The sequence below is a fragment of the Thioalkalivibrio versutus genome (assembly GCF_001999325.1).
Classification (GTDB): Bacteria; Pseudomonadota; Gammaproteobacteria; order Ectothiorhodospirales; family Ectothiorhodospiraceae; genus Thioalkalivibrio; species Thioalkalivibrio versutus.
Genome location: NZ_MVAR01000027.1, coordinates 1 through 19,174, shown reverse-complemented (window position 1 = coordinate 19,174; position 19,174 = coordinate 1). Strand labels below are relative to the sequence as shown.

Sequence of the window (19,174 nt, the reverse complement as noted above, 5' to 3'; positions counted from 1 at the left end):
GGTGCCGCCCGGTGTTCGGGTATCAATGCGCCAGGTGCGTTGTTCGCAGCACCCGACACCGGCCTGGCCGGTTCTTCCTGCACATCCGGAGGGCAATCGGTACCCGGATGCCGAGCCGTGGTCTGGCGGGCCCATCCCGCCTGGCTCGGGGATCGTTTACGGCGCCGCGCGATGCGTCTGAACGCGGGCGTTGTGTCCGAAATCGTTTTTATACCCTGAAGGTTTTGCGCAAAAATTACAAGCTGAGGGCCCGTCTGGCGACCCTGGCTTCGCGACGCCGAATGCCGATCCATCCGGGCCGCGCGTTCGATATAATGGTCGTTTTGCAGCGATCCCGAGGCCCCGCATGACCCCCAGCCGCCCTATCCAGCGCGCCCTTTTGTCGGTCTCCGAGAAGACCGGCGTCGTGGAGCTCGCCCGCGCCCTGCATGAACGCGGCGTGGCGCTTCTGTCCACCGGCGGGACCGCCCGCCTGCTGGCCGAAAACAACCTTCCGGTAATCGAGGTTTCCGCGCACACGGGCTTCCCCGAGATCATGGATGGCCGAGTCAAGACCCTGCACCCGCGCATCCACGGCGGACTGCTCGGCCGGCGCGACATCGACTCCGCGGTGATGGCCGAGCAGGACATCCCGCCGATCGACCTGCTGGTGGTGAACCTCTATCCCTTCGAGGCGACCGTGGCCCGCCCCGGCTGCAGCTTGGAAGACGCCATCGAGAACATCGACATCGGCGGCCCGGCGATGCTGCGCGCCGCGGCCAAGAACTACCGCGACGTGGCCGTGGCCACCAGCCCCGACCAGTACAGCGAGATCGCCGCGGCCATCGGCGACCATGGCGAGGTGCCGCAGTCGCTGCGCTTCCGCCTGGCGGTCGCGGCCTTCGATCACGTAGCGCGCTACGATGCCGCAATCAGCAACTACCTCTCGGCCCTCGACGAGGATGGGGAGATGGCCCCCTTCCCAGGACAGCTGAACGCCACCTTCGAACGCGTCGAGACCCTGCGCTATGGCGAAAATCCGCACCAGCGCGCCGCGTTCTATCGTGATCCACAGCCTGCACCCGGCACCCTGGCCAGCTACCGCCAGCACCAGGGCAAGGCACTGTCTTACAACAACCTCGCCGACGCCGATGCCGCCTGGGAATGCGTGCGCCAGTTCGAGGCCGGGGCCTGCGTGATCGTCAAGCACGCCAACCCCTGCGGCGTGGCCGTCGCCCCGACCCAGCTGATGGGCTACGAACGCGCCTTCCAGACCGACCCGACCTCGGCCTTCGGCGGCATCATCGCCTTCAACCGGCCGCTGGACGGCGACACCGCCCACGCGATCGTCAGCCGCCAGTTCGTCGAGGTGGTCATCGCCCCCGAGATCACCCCGGGCGCACTGCGCGCCCTGGCCACCAAAAAGAATGTTCGCGTGCTGGAGATCCCGCCGGCGGGTGTCGGTCCCGGCCTCGACTACAAGCGCATCGGCGGCGGGCTGCTGGTACAGGATGCCGATCGCGGCAGCCTGGCCGATGTGGAGCTGAAGACCGTGACCGCGCGCGCGCCCTCGGAACAGGAAATGAAGGACCTCTGCTTCGCCTGGCAGGTGGGCAAGTACGTAAAGTCCAACGCGATCGTCTACGCCCGCGACGAACAGACCATCGGGGTCGGTGCCGGGCAGATGAGCCGGGTGTATTCCGCGCGCATCGCCGGCATCAAGGCCGCCGACGAGGGCCTGCAGGTGGCCGGCTCGGTGATGGCTTCGGACGCCTTCTTCCCGTTCCGCGACGGCATCGACGCCGCCGCCGAGGCCGGCATCACCGCGGTGATCCAGCCCGGCGGTTCGATGCGCGACCAGGAGGTGATCGACGCCGCCAACGAGCACGACATCGCCATGCTGTTCACCGGCATGCGCCACTTCCGTCACTGATCCGGGGCCTCCCATGAACGTACTGGTAATCGGCAACGGCGGCCGCGAACACGCCCTGGCGTGGAAATTGGCGCAGTCCCCGCGAATCGAACGCGTCCTGGTGGCCCCCGGCAACGCCGGGACCGCGCGCGAAGCGAAGTGCGAGAACGTCGACATCGGCGTCACCGACATCGACGCGCTGCTGGCCCTGGCCGAGCGCGAGGCAGTGGCCTTTACGGTCGTCGGCCCGGAGGCCCCGCTGGTCGCCGGTGTAGTGGATGCGTTCCGCGCCGCCGGACGACGCTGCTTCGGCCCCACCGCGAAGGCGGCGCAGCTAGAGGGCTCGAAGAGCTTCGCCAAGGACTTCATGCAACGCCACGGCATCCCGACCGCCGCCTACGGCAGCTTCGAGGACGAGACCGCAGCGCTTGAGTTCATCGCTACCCACGGCGCACCCATCGTGGTCAAGGCCGACGGCCTGGCCGCCGGCAAGGGCGTCATCCTGGCGCAGACCGAAGACGAGGCGCGCGCCGCGGTTCACGACATGCTGGCCGGCAATGCCTTTGGCGAGGCCGGGAACCGGGTGGTCATCGAGGAATTCCTGCGCGGCGAGGAGGCCAGCTTTATCTGCATGGTGGATGGCGAGCATGTCTTGCCGCTGGCCTCCTCGCAGGACCACAAGGCGCGCGACAACGGCGACCGGGGCCCGAACACCGGCGGGATGGGGGCCTACTCGCCCGCCCCGGTGGTGACAAATGCCCTGCACGCGCGCATCCTGCGCGAGGTTATCGAGCCGACCGTGCAGGGCATGGCCGCCGATGGCGAACGCTACACCGGCTTTCTCTATGCCGGCGTGATGGTCGACGCCGCGGGCAACCCGAAGGTGCTGGAGTTCAACTGCCGCTTCGGCGACCCCGAGACCCAGCCGATCCTGAGCCGCCTGGACTCCGACCTCGGCGAACTGGTCGAGGCCGCGCTGGAAGGCCGCCTGGACCAAGTCCGGGCCGAATGGGATACGCGCGTGGCACTGGGCGTGGTCCTCGCCGCCGGCGGCTACCCCGGAACCTACCGCAAGGGCGATGCCATCACCGGCCTGGAGGCCGTGGAACGCGATCCCGATGCCCACGTGTTCCACGCCGGGACCGCACAGGGCGAAGACGGAACGATCGTCACCGCCGGGGGCCGCGTGCTGTGCGTGGTCGGCCTCGGCGAGGACGTGAAGGCCGCGCAGAAAAAGGCCTACGCGGCCGTACAACAGATTCATTTCGACGATATATACTGCCGAACAGATATCGGCTATCGCGCCGTCGCCCGGGAGGGATAACCCCGGGCAACAGCGCGTCTACCCCCTCCTGGAGAACCACCCGATGGCCGCCCCCGAAGTCACGCACCTGCCCAACCTCCCCAACGACGCGGAGGGCCTGCGGCAATCGATCCGCGATGCCGTGGTCCGCGTGGTGGGGGAAGACCCGCGCGAAGCCACCGAACGCGACTGGATGGAAGCACTCACCTTCGCCATCCGTGAACGCATGGTGGAGCGGCGCCTGCTGACCCGCCGGCAATTCGCCGACGAGGACGTCAAGCGCGTCTACTACCTGTCGCTGGAATACCTGATCGGGCGCATGCTCGAGGCCAACCTGCGCAACATGGGCATCCTCGAGCCGGCACGCCAGGCGATGGCGGACCTCGGCGTGAACCTGGATACCATCCTCGACCTGGAAGACGACGCCGCCCTCGGCAATGGCGGCCTCGGGCGCCTGGCCGCCTGCATCCTCGAGTCGCTGGCGACCCAGGGCTACCCCGGCTACGGCTACGGCATCCGCTATGAATTCGGAATGTTCCGGCAGGAGTTCGAGCCCTACCAACAGGTCGAGCACCCGGACAACTGGCTGCGCTACGGCAACCCCTGGGAATTCCCGCGCTCGGATCGCAAATTCCCGATCCACTTCTACGGCTACGTGGTCGAGCATCATGACCCCGACGGCTCCACCCGTTACACCTGGGAGGACGGCGAGGAAGTCCTGGCCATGGCCTACGACTACCCGACGGCGGGCTACGGCCGGCGCAACGTGAACAATCTGCGGCTGTGGGCGGCCAAGGCCACCCGCGACTTCGACCTGCGCTACTTCAACGAGGGCGATTACATCCGCGCCGTCTCGGACAAGGCCGAGTCGGAGACCATCTCGATGGTCCTGTACCCGAACGATGCCACCGCGATCGGCAAGGAACTGCGGCTGAAACAGGAGTATTTCTTCGTCTCCGCTTCGCTGCAGGACATCCTGGAGCGCCATCTGGCGCTCGGCTACAGCCTCGATGAAGTGCCCGACAAGATTGCGATCCAGCTCAACGATACCCACCCGGCGATCGCCGTGGCGGAACTGATGCGCCTGCTGGTGGACCACCATGAACAGCCCTGGGACCACGCCTGGGACCTGAGCCGGCGCACCTTCGCCTACACCAACCACACCCTGATGCCCGAGGCCCTGGAGACCTGGCAGGTGGAGTTGATGGAGCGCGTTCTGCCACGCCATATGGGGATCATCTACCGTATCAACCAGGATTTCCTGGAAGAGGTCCGTCACCGCTATCCCGGGGACAACGACCGACTGACCCGGCTGTCCATCATCGACGAGGACCATGGCCGCCGCGTGCGCATGGCCCACCTGGCCGTGGTCGGCTCGCACCACGTCAACGGCGTGGCCGCGCTGCATACCCAGCTGTTGCAGGAGACCCTCTTCGAGGACTTCTACGCCCTGTGGCCGGAGCGCTTCGTCAATGTCACCAACGGCGTGACCCCGCGCCTGTGGATGATCCAGTCCAACCCCGCGCTCACCGAACTGCTGGGCCAGCGCATCGGCAACGACTGGCAGTACAACCTTGACCGTCTGCGCGCGCTGGAGCCCTACGCCCAGGATCCCGACCTGCAAAAGGCGTTCATGGACGTGAAGCGCGCCAACAAGCAGCGCCTGACCGACCTGGTCCGCGAGCGCACCGGCGTGGAGTTGAACCCGGACGTGATGTTCGACGTGCAGATCAAGCGCATCCACGAATACAAGCGCCAGCTGCTGAAACTCCTGCACGTGGTGGATCTCTACCAGCGCATTCGCGCCGGCGAGGACGTCCCGCCGCGCGTGGTCCTGTTCGGCGGCAAGGCAGCACCCGGCTATGCCCGCGCCAAGGGCATCATCCAGGTGATCAACGAGGTGGCCGACATCGTGAACCGCGATCCGGTCGTGGGCGACCGCCTGAAGTGCGTGTTCTTCCCCAACTACGAGGTCAGTTCCGCCAGCATCATCATCCCGGCGGCCGATGTCTCCGAGCAGATTTCCACCGCCGGTTTCGAGGCCTCCGGCACCGGCAACATGAAGCTGGCGCTGAATGGGGCCCTGACCATCGGCACGCTGGACGGCGCCAACATCGAGATCCGCGACGCGGTGGGCGAGGAGTCCATCTTCATCTTCGGCATGACTGCCGACGAGGTGGTCGAGCATCGCCGCAACGGCCCGAGCCCCGAGGCCATCCTGGCGCAGCAGCCCAACCTGGCCGCCGCGGTGGAGATGATCGAATCGGGGTTCTTTACCTGCGACGACCCGGGGACCCATGGCGACCTTGGGCGCTACCTGCGCCACGAGGACCCGTTCTTCGTGATCGCCGACTATCCGGCCTACGCCGCGGCCTGCGACCGGGCGGATGCCCTGTACGCCGACCGTACCGCATGGGCCGAGGCAGCCATCCTGAATGTCGCGCGCATGGGGTACTTCTCCATCGACCGCACGGTGCGCGACTACGCCGACCAGATCTGGGATATCACGCCGGAGCCGGTGGCCCCGTCGCGGACCAACGGCGCCGCCTGACACGGAGCGGGGGACTCAGGCGTCGGGAAGCCCCAGGCGGCGCAACCAGCCGTCGGGGTTGCCCGCGCACACCAGGAATTCGGGGTTCAGCAGGCTTTCGCGCATGTTGTAACGCAGCTCCTGCCCGTGGAGATCCGTCACCCGTCCGCCTGCGGCCCGGACCACGGCGTGCGCCGCGCCGGTATCCCACTCGCTGGTGGGCCCCAGACGCGGATAGATGTCGGCGGCTCCCTCGGCCACCAGGCACAGCTTCATCGAGCTGCCCATGCTGACCAGGTCGTGGGGACCCAGACGGTCCAGCGCGACCTTGAGTCGCTCCGCCCCGTGCGAACGGCTGCCCGCCACCAATGGGTGATCGGTGCCAATACGGTCGCGCGCCACTGCGATTTCCCGCGGGGGCTGATCCTCGTCACGGCGAATGGCCACGCCATCGCGATGACCGGCGTACAGGCGCTTGAGCACCGGGCACCAGACGACGCCCAGCACCGGCTCGTGGTCGTGGATCAGGGCAACGTTCACGGTAAATTCGCCGCTGCGCTTGACGAACTCGCGGGTGCCGTCGAGGGGATCGATCAACCAGTAGGTCTGCCACTGGCGACGGCGCTCGAAAGGCACGTCCTGCCCCTCCTCCGACAACACGGGCCAGTCGGGGTCGATGTCGGCCAGCCCATGGGCAAGGATCCGGTGGGCAGCCAGATCGGCCTCGGTGAGCGGCGAATGATCGGCCTTTTCGGTGACCGCAAAGCGCGTCTCGTAGAGTTCGAGGATCGCGTGGCCGGCCTGGTCGGCCAGCGCAGCCACCTCGTGCATCAGGGCAGTAAGAGCCGAATCCTTCGGCGGAGCATGCATGGGGAACTCCCGTTTTCCCGAAACGTTCCGCCTAGCTTGGCAGGGTTGCGCTCAGGCGTCGAGGTAATCGCGCACCATGTACAGCGCGGCGATGGAGCGCGCCTCGGTCAGGTCTTCCCGGGCGACCAGCTCGGTCAGCCGGTCCAGCGACCAGGGGACTACCTCGAGCGCCTCCGGCTCGTCGCCTTCCGCGGCCTGCGGGTACAGGTCCTCGGCCAGCACCAGATGGGTCTGGTGGGCCATGTAGCCGGGTGCCACGGTCAGCGCGCCCAGGTGGGTCAGGCGATGCCCGGCGTGGCCGACCTCCTCCATGATCTCGCGGTTGGCGGCAGTCAGGATGTCCTCGCCCGCCTCCATCCGCCCCTTGGGCAGACCCAGCTCGTAGCGGTGGGTGCCGGCGGCGTACTCGCGGATCAACAGGACGGTCCGGTCGGTCTGCACCGGGGCGATGATCACCGCCCCGTGGCCGCGACTGACCAGACGCTCGAAACAGGTGCGCGCGCCATTGCTGAATTCGAGATCCAGCTCCTCCACCTCGAACAGGCGGCTGCTGGCGACCGTACGCCGCCCCTGGACATCCGGCTTGTCTCGGCTCATGCGCCCTCCGGGATACATGTAGGAAAACGCTGCTTAATGTACACGCTCGCGTTGGCACCCTACGGGCTCCGCCGCCTTTTCGCGCGCACGGCGCTGCGGCTCACCTGCCGCACAGGGACTGCACGGCAGCGCCGCACCTTGTTCGCACGCAAACACGTCAAGCGCGAGCGGTAAATGCGTCAGCGTTTCCCTAATGGCTGTTGCGTAGCCGCACCAGGGTACGCAGTTCGCCCTCGAACAAGGTGTCGAACATGAAGCCGTGATCGGAGGTGACCACCTCGAACCCGTCCTGGTCGGCCGGATCGGTCTCCGCCAGACGCAGGTCAAGATCGCCCCAGCTCACGGCCATGGTGACGCGCATCGGGAAGTAGCCATCCAGGAAGCGGCGCACGAACGGGCCGTTCTCCAGGCGATAGACGCCGTCCCCCTCGTCCTCGACGATCTTCATGCGCGCGGTCACGCAGACCTCGGCGTCCCGCTGCACCCCGCGCAGGTCCACGCGATCGCCCTCGGCACGCGCGGATTCGATATTGCGGGTGGACTCGACCTGGAGCTCGTCGATTCTGGCTTCATTGTACACAATGACCATGCGCCGAATGGCCGCCACATCATTGTGACACTGGCGCAGATCGGCCCAGCCGTCCTCCAGCGAGGACTGCGTGATGCGGATCTGGTTCTGGTGGTGATGCGGAGTCCGGTCCGGCTCCTCCAGCAGGAAGGTCAGCTCCGGACTGGTGGTCTGGGTCTGGTCCGGGGAGACCGTCTCGCCCCACAGGCTGTCGTCCTCCAGCGGGTCGTAGTCCGGGTCGCCGGGGTCCATCCCCTGCACCGCCAACGGCAGCGCCATCAGCGCAAGAAGCAGGGGCGCGGGAAGGAACCGCGATTGGGGTACCATGGGGGCCATCGTCGTCACCCTCTTTCGTGTAGCCGTTAGCTGTGGACCTGCAAAACCCCGAAAAAAATCCGCGCCCGCCCGCGGCCCGCGCGGCGATCGCCTGGGATCGCATCGACACTGTGCTGTTCGACATGGACGGGACGCTACTGGATCTGCACTTCGACAATCGCTTCTGGCGTGAACTGATCCCGCAGGAATACATCCGCTGCCAACCGGATGACCCGGAATGCGCGCGCCGCCGCCTGGAGGACGAGATGCAGCGGGTGCGCGGCAAGCTGGAGTGGTACTGCGTGGATCACTGGACCCGCTTTACCGGTCTCGACATCCTCGGCCTGAAACGCGAACTGGCCCACCACATCGCCCTGAAACCGCATGCCGATCAAGTCCTGGGTGCCCTGCAAAGGGCCGGGCGGCGGCGGGTGCTGGTCACCAACGCCCACCCGCAGGTCTACGCCTTCAAGCACCGGCTCACCCGCATTGGCGACCGCCTGGATACCATTGTCTCCGCCCACGACCTCGATTGCGCCAAGGAAGACGGCAGCTTCTGGGAACGCCTGCAGCGGGTCGCACCGTACGCTCCGGAACGGACGCTGCTGGTGGACGACAACCTGCTGGCGCTGGCCAGCGCCGCCGGAGCAGGGATCGCCGAACTGCGGGGGATGCGCTACCCGGACGAGCGCGGCGAGCCCATGCACTCGGAGGACTTCGAACTGCTGGAATCGCTCGCGGACCTGTTGCCCGGCCTGAGCGACCCGGGAGGCGTGGCGGCTACTTGACCGGTGTCGGCAGGTTGCGGATCAAGTCCAGTCGGATCTGCACCGTACGGCCCTCGCATTCCCCGTCGAGCCAATGGCACCCGTCCGCCTCGCGCACCTCGCGCGGGGTCACCTTGCCCCACCAGGCCTGGCTAGAATTGGGCTCGACCCAGTTCAGCTGCAGGGTCTCACCGGTAAGGATGGCGATCTCCAGACGCTCGGAGACATGACGGGGAATGGCGGGATCGGTCATCGGGGGGCTTCGCGGTAGTCGGTCGGGTCGGGGATGCCGGCCGCGGCGAACGCGGCACGCCGGGCCTGACACTGCGGGCAACGCCCGCACTGGCGCGATTGTGCCAGAAGGCAGCTCCAGGTGTGACGCCAATCGATCCCCAGCGGGTCGGTGGCGGCAATGATCTCGGCTTTGCTCCGGTCGATCAGCGGGGCCTCGACCTGCAGGCCGGGCACCAGACCTGCGGCCAGCTCCGAGACCTGCTGCACAAACCCCGGTTGCGAACCCGGACCATGCCCCTGATCCTCGCGGTTCAGCGCCAGCAGGATGCGTGCCGCGCCGTGGTGCTCGGCCAAGTTGACCGCCAGGGCCAGCACCAGCAGATTGCGCTGGGGCAGCGGCACGTGCCCGACCCAGTCGTTGCGGCGGGTGAAGGCCGTGCGCAGGGACTGGAGATCCAGCGCGATGGGGGCACAACCGTAGACCGCCGACAGATGCTCCACCGCGGTCCATTCGCGCGCGGCATTGCGCTGGCCGTAGTCGACCCACACGGCACGCAACAAGCGGCCGGCGGCATNNATGCCGCCGGAGAGCAGGAGAAGATCGGGGGATTCGGGCCGGGCGGATTCCATTCGGGCACCATACCGCACAGCGCAAGACCACGGAGACCCTGACTTGATCGAACAACTACGCAGCCACTGGCAGCGCCTGCTGGGCGCCGAGCGCAGCGACCGCGCCGAGGGCGCCCCCGAGGAGCGCCTGCAACGCGCCGCGGCGGCGCTGATCATGGAGGTCTGCCGGGCCGACTTTGATCTGCACGCCGAGGAACTGGAGTCCGTGCGCGCCAGCCTGATCGAACTGTTCCGGCTGGATCGCGATACCGCCGATGCGATGCTGGAGATCGCCCAGGAGGATAGCGACGAACTGATCTCCATCCACCCCATGGTGCGCGAAGTGAACGCGTCCTTTGATGCCGGGCAGAAGACCGACATCATGCGCGCCCTGTGGCGTGCCGCCTGGGCCAACCGCGACCTCAACAAGCGCCAGGAAGCGGTAATCCGGCACCTGGCAGACCTGCTCTACATCCCGCACGCGACCTTCATCCGCACCAAGCACGAGGTGCTCGGCGATGCGGCCGACCCTCGCTGACCGAGGCGCTTTCTGATGAGTGATCCGGGCACCCTGCTGGCGGCCCTGGCCGTGGGCATCCTCGGTGGCGTGCACTGCCTGGGGATGTGCGGCGGCATCGTCGGCGCGATCTCCATGGGCCACGGCCGCCGCGGACCCGGGCTCGACCTCCTGCTGGCCTATAATCTCGGGCGCATGGCAAGTTACGTGGTCGCCGGCGCGCTGGCGGGATGGCTGGGGGCCAGCCTGCTCGGCGGCCTGCCCGCCGGGCAGGCGATCCTCCAGGGCATCGCCGCCGCCTTCCTGATCCTGCTCGGGCTCTATCTCGGGGGCTGGTGGCCGGTCCTGGCCCGCCTGGAACAGGCCGGTGGCGTGCTGTGGCGCCGCATCGAGCCGCTGGGCCGGCGTTTCCTGCCAGTGCGCCATGCCGGTCAGGCGCTGATGGTCGGCGGGCTGTGGGGCTGGCTGCCCTGCGGCCTGGTGTACAGCGTGCTGGCCTGGTCGCTCAGTGCCGGCGGCGCGCTGGAAGGGGCCGCCCTGATGGGGGCCTTCGCCCTGGGGACGCTGCCGAATCTGCTGCTGATGGGGGTATTCGCCGCGCGCCTGGCGGCCTTCGTGCGCCGCCCCTGGGTCCGCCGGATCGCCGGCGGCGGGGTCGCACTGTACGGCGCATGGATGCTGCTAGGCCTGGTGCTGTGATGCCCCGCCCGGACGAGCGGGGCATCGTTCGCGAGCGCCGGGGCGGGGCTCAGTCGGCGTAAAAGTCGCGGGTGAAACGGATCGGCAGCGTGCGATCGCTGTCCGCCGGGGTAATGTCGATCTGGAACTCGAGTGTTTCCCCGCCCCGCACCGTCACCTCGGAAAGGTGATAGATGGCATCACCGTCCTGAATCTCGCGGAAGCGCAGGCTGCGCATCTGGTCGTTCATGTTGGTGGCCGAGCCACTGACTTCCGCGGAGACCGCCTGCAAGCCGTTGTCGCCCCGCTCCATCACGCTGATGTTGACCATGGCCCGGTTGGAACTGCGCCGCACGTCATAGGCCCGCGCGACCTCCGGGGACAGGAAGGTGGTGTTGATCACGTTGTAGTAGACGACGTAATTGTCGAATTCCGCCTCGTTGGCGGATGCGATCGAGCTTCCGAGAGCAACCGCCGCCAATGCGACGAGAAAGCCGGTGATGACCCGATGCACTCTTGCCATGACTGACTCCTGTTCCGTTTGAGAAACGAGGACCTGGCGGCGGCATTGCCGCAGGGGCCCCTCGTCCCGAGTCTAGCCCGTTTTGCACCCGAACAGGCAAGGCCGCCCCGTGCATTTCGCCCGGACGGCAATCCACCTCAAAAAGAGCGCACGATAATCAGCAAGATATAAAGCCCAACCAGGGCGATCATTGGCGAAAAATCGATCGCGCCGGTATTCGGCAGGGCCCGGCGCAGAGGGCCGAGGATGGGGCGGTTCACCGCCCCCGCCAGCCGCATGATGGGATTGTTGGTGGAACCGCCCCCCGCCTGAAGCCAGCTCATCACCACCTCGGCAATGAGCGCGATGATGAAGACCCAGATCACCGTGGTCAGCAATTCCCGGATTGCCACGGCAAGGATAATCCCGACCCCGGCATCCACACCCACAATCAGCACGCGCAACCAGATTTCGATGAACTTGAGCACGATCATCAGCACGATCGCGGCCAGATCGACCCGCCCGACCGAGGGGATCACGGGCCGCAACACCCGCAACGGCGGGTCGGTCAGCATCACGATGGTCTGCGAGATCGGGTTGTAGTAATCGGCCCGCACCAGGCCGAAGATCGTCCTCAAAATCAACAGGATGATATAAATCCCGAAGACAACGCCAACGAGGAAGATGGCGATCTCTTGTCCGGTTCCGGTGGCGGGCATGCAGACTCCTTGCGATGCAGCGAGTGAACCGCGCCCATTCTCCGGCAAGCCCGGCAGGATGCCAAGCCAGGGAGGCGCGGATCAAACGCCGCGGCGGGTATCCATGCAGTCGCGTACCCGGGTCGCGATTTCCTCGATCGACAGCTCGGTCACGTCCAGATGCGGGATCTGCCAGCTGTCGAAGAACTCCTGGATCGCCGCACACTCGGCCCGGCACTGGGCCAGACTGGCATAACGGCTGTCGGGCCGTCGGCCCTCGCGGATCTGCGCGAGCCGCTGCGGGGTGATCGTCAGCCCCACCAGGCGCCTACCCAGGCCTCGCAGCCCTTCCGGCATGTGCGGGATGTCGCCCTGGCGCAGGTCCTCCGGGACCAGCGGGTAATTCGCCGCGAACAGCCCGTAGTTCATGGCCAGATAGAGGCTGGTCGGCGTCTTGCCGGAACGCGAGGCACCCAGCAGCACGACATCGGCGACCGACAGGTCCTGCACGGCCAAACCGTCATCATGGGCGAGGGTGTAGTTCAGGGCCTCGATGCGCCGGTCATAGCGGCTGACATCGCCCATGCCGTGGGCACGCCCGGAAGCCGATTGCGAGGCCACCCCCAGCAGCCCCTCCAGCCGCTCGACGTGCTCCCCGAAGACGTCAATCACCGGCACCGAGCTCTGGTGCAGATCAGCCCGCAAGTCAGCATTGGCCAGGGTGGCCACCACCAGTGCGGGCTGCGGCCCAGCCTCGACCCGGGCGAACACGGCGGCCAGACGCCCGGGCGTCTGCACAAAGGGCAGCCGGTGCCAAGCCGGGTCGACATCCGGGAACTGGGTGAACAGCGAGCGCGCCAGGGCCTCTGCGGTGATCCCGGTGCCGTCCGAGACCAGATAGACCTGCGGGCATTGGGCGACGGACTCAGTCATCTGTCGCCCCCCCGACCTTCGCCAGTTGCTCCCAGGTGGAGAGCAGCGAATCGGGATTCAGCGACAGCGAATCGATACCCTCGCTCATCAGCCAGACCGCCATATCCGGATAGTCGGACGGGGCCTGGCCGCAGATTCCAATGTACTTGTCGGCGCGGCGGGCGGCGCGGATCGCCATGCTCAAGAGCGCCTTCACCGCATCGTTGCGTTCGTCGAAGGAATCCGCCACCAGTCCGGAGTCGCGGTCGACCCCCAGGGTCAGCTGGGTCAGATCGTTGGAGCCGATGGAGAAGCCGTCGAAATGCTCGAGGAAGCGCGCCGCCAGCAGGGCATTCGACGGGATCTCGCACATCATCACGATCTTCAGGCCCTGCTCGCCGCGGCGCAGGCCCTCCTCGCCCAGCACCCGGATCACGTCCTCGGCCTCGGTAAGCGTACGCACGAACGGGACCATAACCTGAACATTGTCCAGGCCCATCTCGTCGCGGACCCGGCGCAACGCCTCGCACTCCATGGCGAACGCCGGACGAAAGACCTCCGAGCGGTAGCGTGAGGCCCCGCGAAAGCCGAGCATGGGGTTCTCTTCGTGCGGCTCGTAGCCAGCACCACCGATCAGATGGGCGTACTCGTTGGACTTGAAGTCGGACAGGCGCACGATCACCGGTTCCGGCGCGAAGGCCGCTGCCAGCGTCGCGATGCCCTCGGACAGCTTGCGCACGAAGAACTCGCGTGGGCCGTCGTCAAAGCCACGCAGGCGTTCGGCAATCTGCTCCTGCACCTCGGGCTCGAGGCGGTTCGGGTCCTCGGCATAGTCCAGCAGCGCCAGCGGGTGCACGCCGATGGTGCCGTTGATGATGAATTCCAGCCGCGCCAGACCGATCCCCGCGTGTGGCAGCTGCGAGAAGGCATAGGCCCGCCCGGGGTTGGCCACATTCAGCATCAGCTTGACCGGCAACTCCGGCAGTTCGCCGATCTCGGTCTTCTTGACCGCGTAGTCGAGCCTGCCGGGGTACACGTGCCCGTCGTCGCCCTCCGCGCAGGATACCGTCGCCTCCATGCCGTCGGAGAGCACCTCGGTTGCGTTACCGCAACCGACCACCGCCGGGATGCCCATCTCGCGGGCGATGATCGCCGCGTGGCAGGTACGTCCGCCGCGGTTGGTCACGATCGCAGCGGAGCGCTTCATCACCGGCTCCCAGTCGGGGTCGGTCATGTCCGCGACCAGAATGTCGCCCTCTTCCATCGTGTGCATCGCATCCGGCGAATCCAGCACGCGCACGATACCGGCCCCCACCTTCGAACCGATCGCGCGGCCGGTCACCAGCGGCTCGGCGTCGTGCGGTGCCAGCTCGTAGCGCTCGCCCGCACCCAGCTCGACGCGGCTTTCCACCGTCTCCGGACGCGCCTGCACGATGAACAGCTCGCCGGTCTCGCCATCCTGCGCCCACTCGATGTCCATCGGCCGTTCGTAGTGCTGCTCGATGGCAACCGCATAGCGCCCCAGCTGCTCGGCATCGGCATCGGAGAGGCAAAAGCGGTGGCGCATGTCCGTCGGGGTGTCCTCGGTGCGGGTACCGTCCTCCGTGAGCACCATGCGCACCGCCTTGGTACCCAGGGCACGGCCAATGATGGCGCGTTTTCCGGCCGCCAGCGCCGGCTTGTAGACCTGATACTCGTCGGGGTTCACGGCGCCCTGCACGACCGTCTCACCCAAGCCCCAGGCCCCGGTGATGAACACCGCATCGCGGAAGCCACTCTCGGTATCCAGGGTAAAGATCACGCCACTGGCGCCGACGTCGGAACGCACCATGCGCTGGATGCCGGCCGACAGCGCGACCTCGTCATGGGCAAAGCCGTTGTGCACGCGGTAGGCGATGGCGCGGTCGTTGTAGAGACTGGCGAAGCACTCGCGCAGCCGCTGCAACAGGGCATCAATGCCGCGCACGTTGAGGAAGGTCTCCTGCTGCCCGGCGAACGAGGCCTCGGGCAGGTCCTCGGCTGTGGCCGAGGAACGCACCGCCACCGGCACGTTATCGCCCAGTTGCGCGTAGTGCTCGCGCACCACCTCCTCCAGCTCGCCCGGCAGTTCGGCCTGCTCGACCCAGCCGCGCACCTCGCGCCCGGCCGCGCGCAGGGCCTCAATGTCGTCGATATCGAGATCCGCCAGGCGCGCCTTGATCTGCGCGTCCAGCCCGTCCTTCGCCAGCAAGGCGCGATAGGCATCCGCGGTCGTGGCAAATCCACCCGGCACGCGCACCCCGGCGGCACCGAGCTGCCCCAGAAGCTCGCCCAGCGAGGCATTCTTGCCACCCACCCGGGCGACATCGTTCATGGTCAGATCGGCGAGATCGACTACCCAGCTCATGGCAACTCCTGAACTCCTAGGGCCACACTGATCTAATGCTTCCCTAGGCTTTGTGAACCCCTTAACACGGGGTAACAAACGTGATCAGCTACACTTCAGCGTTTTGTAACCTTCAGGAGACTGCGTGACTGCTCCAGCCGCCCGTCGTTCCAGCTTAACCCAATCCATCCTGCCGACCATGCTGCTCGTCCTGGCCTTCCTGACGCAATCCGCAGGGGCCCAGGAGTCAGGGGGTTCCATGGCCATCCTGGGTGCTGTGGAGAACGTTCGCATCGCCGAGGAAGACATCGTGCTAAAGGCGCGCATGGATACTGGTGCAACCTCCTCCTCGCTGAACGCGCTAAACAAGGAGCGCTTCGAGAGGGACGGTGAAGACTGGATCCGCTTCGAGATCATCGACCCGGACGACGAGGACGCGCGCATCACCCTGGAGCGACCGATCGAGCGCATCGTGCGCATTCGCAGGCACAGCGGAGACTCGCAGGAACGCCCGGTGGTGCGCATGGAGTTCTGTATCGGCGACCAGCTCCTGACCGCCGACACCAGCCTGATCGACCGCACGGCTCTGAAATACCAAGCCCTGATCGGGCGCAGCCACATGGCCGGGCACATCCTGGTGGACTCCGGCGCGGAGCACCTGCGCGCGCCCGACTGCGCGACGGATGACCAGTGAAGCGTTTCCACCTGCCGATCCTGATCGTGCTGCTGAGTACGATCGGACTCGGGGTCTTCGCCTACAAGGTCAGCGCGCTGGGGATGCCCCTGCAGCCGGACGCCACCGCCGAGACCTGGCAGGTGGAGGCCCGCGTGCGCTTCCAGGCCACCGGCGAGGCCACCACGGTGCAGCTTCGAATCCCACACCGCCTGCCGAATTTCTCCATCCTGGACGAAGGCTTCGTATCCCGCGGCTACGGCCTGAACACCGTCCTCCAGGCGGAGGATCGCCTGGCCCAGTGGACGACCCGTCAGCCGCGCGGCGAACAGGTGCTGTACTACCGCGCCACGCTCTACCGTGACGGAGACGACCGCTCGGAATCCGACTACCCGGGGCCAGTGGCCGTGCCCGACTGGAGCGAACCCTTCCGTTCGGCCGCCGAGGCGCTGATCGATGACGTCCGCGGGCGCTCCTCGGACATCCGGAGTTTTGCCTCGGTACTGGTCAATGACCTCGCCAACGCGGCACCGGCTTCCAATGCGGCCGTGTTTATCGAGAGCGACGACAATCGCGCCCGCCGGGCCGAGACCCTGATCGAGCTGCTGGCCACCGCGCGCATCCCGGCCCGGCAGGTGACCGCCCTGCGCCTGGTCGACGGGCGCCGCGACATCGAGCCGCAGACCTGGCTCGAGGTTCACAACACGCGGCGCTGGGTGCCCATCGACCCGGAGAGCGGCGAAATCGAGTACCCCGCCGACGTGGTCGTTTGGTCGCATGGCGACGCCCCGCTCCTGGAGATATCCAACGGCGAGAACGCGGAGGTGCGCTTTGCGGTGGCCCGCGGGGTGCAGGATGCCCTGGCGACCATCCAGCGCTTCGGCGACACCCTGGACAGTCGCTTCCTCGACTTCTCCACCCTGAACCTGCCGCTGGGCACACAGAACACCTACCGGGTGCTGCTGATGGTGCCGCTGGGCGCGATGATCATCGTGTTCCTGCGCAACGTGATCGGCGTGCAGACCTTCGGCACCTTCATGCCAGTGCTGATCGCACTGTCCTTCCGCGAGACCCAGCTGCTGGCCGGGATCATCCTGTTCACGCTGATCGTGTCGCTGGGTCTCGTGGTGCGCTTCTACCTCGAGCACCTCAGACTGCTACTGGTCCCGCGTCTGGCGGCAGTGGTCAGCGTGGTCATCATGCTCATGCTCGGCATCAGCATCTTGTCGCACCAGCTCGGCTTCGAGCGCGCCCTGGCGCTGTCACTGTTCCCGATGGTCATCCTCGCCATGACCATCGAGCGCATGTCAGTGGTCTGGGAAGAACACGGCCCCGCCGATGCCATCACCCAGGGGATTGGCAGCCTGGCCGTCGCGGCCGCGGCCTACGGGCTGATGGCCAACCGCCAGCTGGAACACCTGTTGTTCGTGTTCCCGGAATTGCTGCTGGTCCTGCTGGCCGTGACCCTGTTGCTGGGACGCTACACCGGCTACCGCCTGACCGAACTGTTCCGCTTCGGACGCATCCAGGATGCGATGCGGAGGACCGACTAATGCCGGCCTGGCTGCCGCGCTTCGTGCGCCCGAAACTGCTGAAGGAGCAGGGCATCGTCGGCATGAACGCCCGCAATGCCCGCTATATCGCCGCCTGGAACGCACGGCGATTCTACCCACGGGTGGACGACAAGCTGCAGACCAAACAACTCGCCCTGGATGCCGGGCTCTCGGTGCCGGATCTGTACGGCGTCGTACGCACCCTGCGCCAGATTCGCGACGTGCGGAAGCAGCTGCGGAACTATGAAGACGGCTTCGTCATCAAGCCGGCCCACGGCGCGGCCGGCGACGGCATTCTGGTGATCGACGGCTGGCGCGGCGATCGGCCTCGTCGGGCCGGTGGTCGCGCCATGGAGCTGAGCGAACTGGACGATCACATCGCCAACGTCCTCTCGGGCATGTACAGCCTGGGTGGCCGACCGGATGCCGCCATGATCGAGCAGCGGGTGCGCTTCTCCTCGATCTTCGATGAGGTCTCGCACCAGGGCGTGCCGGATATCCGCACCGTGGTCTATCGCGGCTACCCAGTAATGGCGATGATGCGCCTGCCAACCCAGGACTCCGACGGCAAGGCCAATCTGCACCAGGGTGCCGTGGGAACCGGCATTGACCTCGGCTCCGGCCGCACCATCGGCGGAGTGCGCTACAACCGGCCCTGCCGCGAGCACCCCGACAGCGAAAAGAGCATTGTCGGTCTGCAAATCCCCGGTTGGGACCAGCTGATGGAACTGGCCGCCGGCTGCTTTGAGCTGAGCGAGCTCGGCTACCTGGGGGTGGACGTGGTGATCGATGCCGACCGCGGGCCGCTGATCCTGGAACTCAACGCCCGGCCCGGGCTCGCCATCCAGATCGCCAACGGCGAAGGCCTGGACCACCGCATCCTCGCGGTGGATGCACACATGGTGGCCCGCGACATCGAGCCGGCCGCCGAACGCGCCCGGTGGTCCGCCGAGGTCTTCGCGCGCCCCGAGGCGACCCATCCAACCGAGCCCGACACCGAAACCTCCCGCGCCGCCGAACCCGCCTGATCACCGAGGCGGTTACGGGCACCGTGATCGTTTGGGCTATCCTAGGCGCATGACTGCCGCCGCCGAGACCAAGACGCCGGACATCGAACAGGCCCTGGCCGACGCCGAACGCGTCTGCGCCACCCGTGGTGCTCGCCTGACCGAGCAGCGCCGGCGCATCCTGGAGCAGATCCTGCGCACCGAGGGCGTCATCAAGGCGTACGACCTGATCCACGCGCTGTCCTCCGATGATCACAGCATCAAGCCGCCAACCGTGTACCGCACCCTGGCCTTTCTGCTCGAGCAGGGCCTGATCCACCGTATCGAGAGCCTCAACGGCTTCGTCGCCTGCTCGCACCCCGGCGAGCGCCACGAGTCGGCCCTGATGATCTGCGACGGCTGCGGCCAGATCACCGAGTTCCACACCCCGGAGCCGGCCAGCCAGGCGCTGGAGCACGAGGCCGAGGCCCAGGACTTCGCCATCGACTCGCGCATGGTGGAGCTGCATGGCCAGTGCGGGGACTGCCGCCGGGGGCAGCAGGACCGCGCCTGACGCCGCGCGTCTGCACAGCCCACCCTGAACCC

The 19,174-nt window shown here is 67.0% G+C and carries 19 protein-coding genes; 10 read left to right on the top strand and 9 right to left on the bottom strand.

The features are described from left to right. Positions 1 to 346: 346 nt before the first annotated feature. From purH to B0684_RS10370, 3 genes are read left to right on the top strand one after another with little or no spacing between them, the layout of a single operon-like run. Positions 347 to 1,912 carry a bifunctional phosphoribosylaminoimidazolecarboxamide formyltransferase/IMP cyclohydrolase gene (gene purH / locus B0684_RS10380; RefSeq protein ID WP_018176305.1) on the top strand — a complete coding sequence of 522 codons (1,566 nt, stop codon included), beginning with the start codon at positions 347 to 349 and terminating at the stop codon, positions 1,910 to 1,912. Between the two features lie 13 nt (positions 1,913 to 1,925). Further along, positions 1,926 to 3,215 carry a phosphoribosylamine--glycine ligase gene (purD, locus tag B0684_RS10375; RefSeq protein ID WP_018176306.1) on the top strand — a complete coding sequence of 430 codons (1,290 nt, stop codon included), beginning with the start codon at positions 1,926 to 1,928 and terminating at the stop codon, positions 3,213 to 3,215. Between the two features lie 43 nt (positions 3,216 to 3,258). After that, positions 3,259 to 5,745 carry a glycogen/starch/alpha-glucan phosphorylase gene (locus B0684_RS10370; protein WP_018176307.1) on the top strand — a complete coding sequence of 829 codons (2,487 nt, stop codon included), beginning with the start codon at positions 3,259 to 3,261 and terminating at the stop codon, positions 5,743 to 5,745. Positions 5,746 to 5,760: 15 nt separating this feature from the next. Here the strand turns inward: B0684_RS10370 and cysQ are convergent, their stop codons facing one another. From cysQ to B0684_RS10355, 3 genes are all read right to left on the bottom strand, one after another. After that, the gene (cysQ, locus tag B0684_RS10365; RefSeq protein ID WP_019572081.1) at positions 5,761 to 6,594 is read right to left on the bottom strand and encodes a 3'(2'),5'-bisphosphate nucleotidase CysQ; all 834 of its coding nucleotides are present in this window, start codon (positions 6,592 to 6,594) and stop codon (positions 5,761 to 5,763) included. Between the two features lie 51 nt (positions 6,595 to 6,645). Beyond that, positions 6,646 to 7,191, bottom strand: a complete 546-nt coding sequence (nudE, locus tag B0684_RS10360; protein ID WP_018144738.1) for an ADP compounds hydrolase NudE — start codon at positions 7,189 to 7,191, stop codon at positions 6,646 to 6,648. Positions 7,192 to 7,381: 190 nt separating this feature from the next. Continuing rightward, positions 7,382 to 8,086: a hypothetical protein gene (locus B0684_RS10355; protein WP_019572082.1), complete on the bottom strand. Its 705-nt coding sequence runs from the start codon at positions 8,084 to 8,086 to the stop codon at positions 7,382 to 7,384. Between the two features lie 41 nt (positions 8,087 to 8,127). Here B0684_RS10355 and B0684_RS10350 point away from each other — a divergent pair, with 41 nt between their 5' ends. Beyond that, positions 8,128 to 8,862 carry an HAD family hydrolase gene (locus B0684_RS10350; protein ID WP_018176309.1) on the top strand — a complete coding sequence of 245 codons (735 nt, stop codon included), beginning with the start codon at positions 8,128 to 8,130 and terminating at the stop codon, positions 8,860 to 8,862. On the opposite strand, the gene B0684_RS10345 is transcribed toward B0684_RS10350, so the two are convergent. Both B0684_RS10345 and B0684_RS10340 read right to left on the bottom strand, forming a co-directional pair. Next, positions 8,855 to 9,094, bottom strand: a complete 240-nt coding sequence (locus tag B0684_RS10345; protein ID WP_018144741.1) for a hypothetical protein — start codon at positions 9,092 to 9,094, stop codon at positions 8,855 to 8,857. The two genes, B0684_RS10350 and B0684_RS10345, sit on opposite strands and share 8 nt — an antisense overlap. Further along, positions 9,091 to 9,705, bottom strand: a complete 615-nt coding sequence (locus B0684_RS10340) for a 7-cyano-7-deazaguanine synthase (protein WP_077277025.1) — start codon at positions 9,703 to 9,705, stop codon at positions 9,091 to 9,093. Before B0684_RS10340 ends, B0684_RS10345 begins: the two co-directional genes overlap by 4 nt. A 43-nt stretch (positions 9,706 to 9,748) precedes the next feature. On the opposite strand from B0684_RS10340, the gene B0684_RS10335 reads away from it, so the two are divergent. Continuing rightward, entirely contained in the window at positions 9,749 to 10,222 is a 474-nt protein-coding gene (locus tag B0684_RS10335; protein WP_018169225.1) for a tellurite resistance TerB family protein, read from the top strand. Between the two features lie 15 nt (positions 10,223 to 10,237). Beyond that, positions 10,238 to 10,900 carry a sulfite exporter TauE/SafE family protein gene (locus B0684_RS10330; protein WP_018176311.1) on the top strand — a complete coding sequence of 221 codons (663 nt, stop codon included), beginning with the start codon at positions 10,238 to 10,240 and terminating at the stop codon, positions 10,898 to 10,900. 49 nt (positions 10,901 to 10,949) lie between these two features. Here B0684_RS10330 and B0684_RS10325 read toward each other — a convergent pair whose 3' ends face one another. From B0684_RS10325 to ppsA, 4 genes are all read right to left on the bottom strand, one after another. Then, a complete protein-coding gene (locus B0684_RS10325) occupies positions 10,950 to 11,402 on the bottom strand; it encodes a DUF4426 domain-containing protein (protein ID WP_018144745.1) in 453 nt (150 codons plus the stop codon). Between the two features lie 137 nt (positions 11,403 to 11,539). Beyond that, a complete protein-coding gene (locus B0684_RS10320; protein WP_018144746.1) occupies positions 11,540 to 12,100 on the bottom strand; it encodes a YggT family protein in 561 nt (186 codons plus the stop codon). Positions 12,101 to 12,181: 81 nt separating this feature from the next. Further along, the gene (locus B0684_RS10315; RefSeq protein WP_018176313.1) at positions 12,182 to 13,012 is read right to left on the bottom strand and encodes a pyruvate, water dikinase regulatory protein; all 831 of its coding nucleotides are present in this window, start codon (positions 13,010 to 13,012) and stop codon (positions 12,182 to 12,184) included. Beyond that, positions 13,005 to 15,377 (bottom strand): phosphoenolpyruvate synthase, encoded by a 2,373-nt coding sequence (ppsA, locus tag B0684_RS10310; protein WP_018650602.1) that lies wholly within the window; start codon positions 15,375 to 15,377, stop codon positions 13,005 to 13,007. Before ppsA ends, B0684_RS10315 begins: the two co-directional genes overlap by 8 nt. A 124-nt stretch (positions 15,378 to 15,501) precedes the next feature. On the opposite strand from ppsA, the gene B0684_RS10305 reads away from it, so the two are divergent. The 4 genes from B0684_RS10305 to B0684_RS10290 are packed head-to-tail and all read left to right on the top strand — an operon-like array spanning position 15,502 to position 19,142. Beyond that, positions 15,502 to 16,050, top strand: a complete 549-nt coding sequence (locus B0684_RS10305) for an ATP-dependent zinc protease family protein (protein WP_026304781.1) — start codon at positions 15,502 to 15,504, stop codon at positions 16,048 to 16,050. Then, positions 16,047 to 17,582, top strand: a complete 1,536-nt coding sequence (locus B0684_RS10300; protein WP_018176315.1) for an inactive transglutaminase family protein — start codon at positions 16,047 to 16,049, stop codon at positions 17,580 to 17,582. The genes B0684_RS10305 and B0684_RS10300 overlap by 4 nt, the downstream gene beginning before the upstream one ends. Next, positions 17,582 to 18,610, top strand: coding sequence for an alpha-L-glutamate ligase-like protein (locus B0684_RS10295; protein ID WP_018176316.1), 1,029 nt, complete (start codon positions 17,582 to 17,584; stop codon positions 18,608 to 18,610). Before B0684_RS10300 ends, B0684_RS10295 begins: the two co-directional genes overlap by 1 nt. A gap of 49 nt (positions 18,611 to 18,659) precedes the next feature. After that, positions 18,660 to 19,142, top strand: coding sequence for a transcriptional repressor (locus B0684_RS10290; protein WP_018144752.1), 483 nt, complete (start codon positions 18,660 to 18,662; stop codon positions 19,140 to 19,142). Positions 19,143 to 19,174 lie beyond the last annotated feature (32 nt).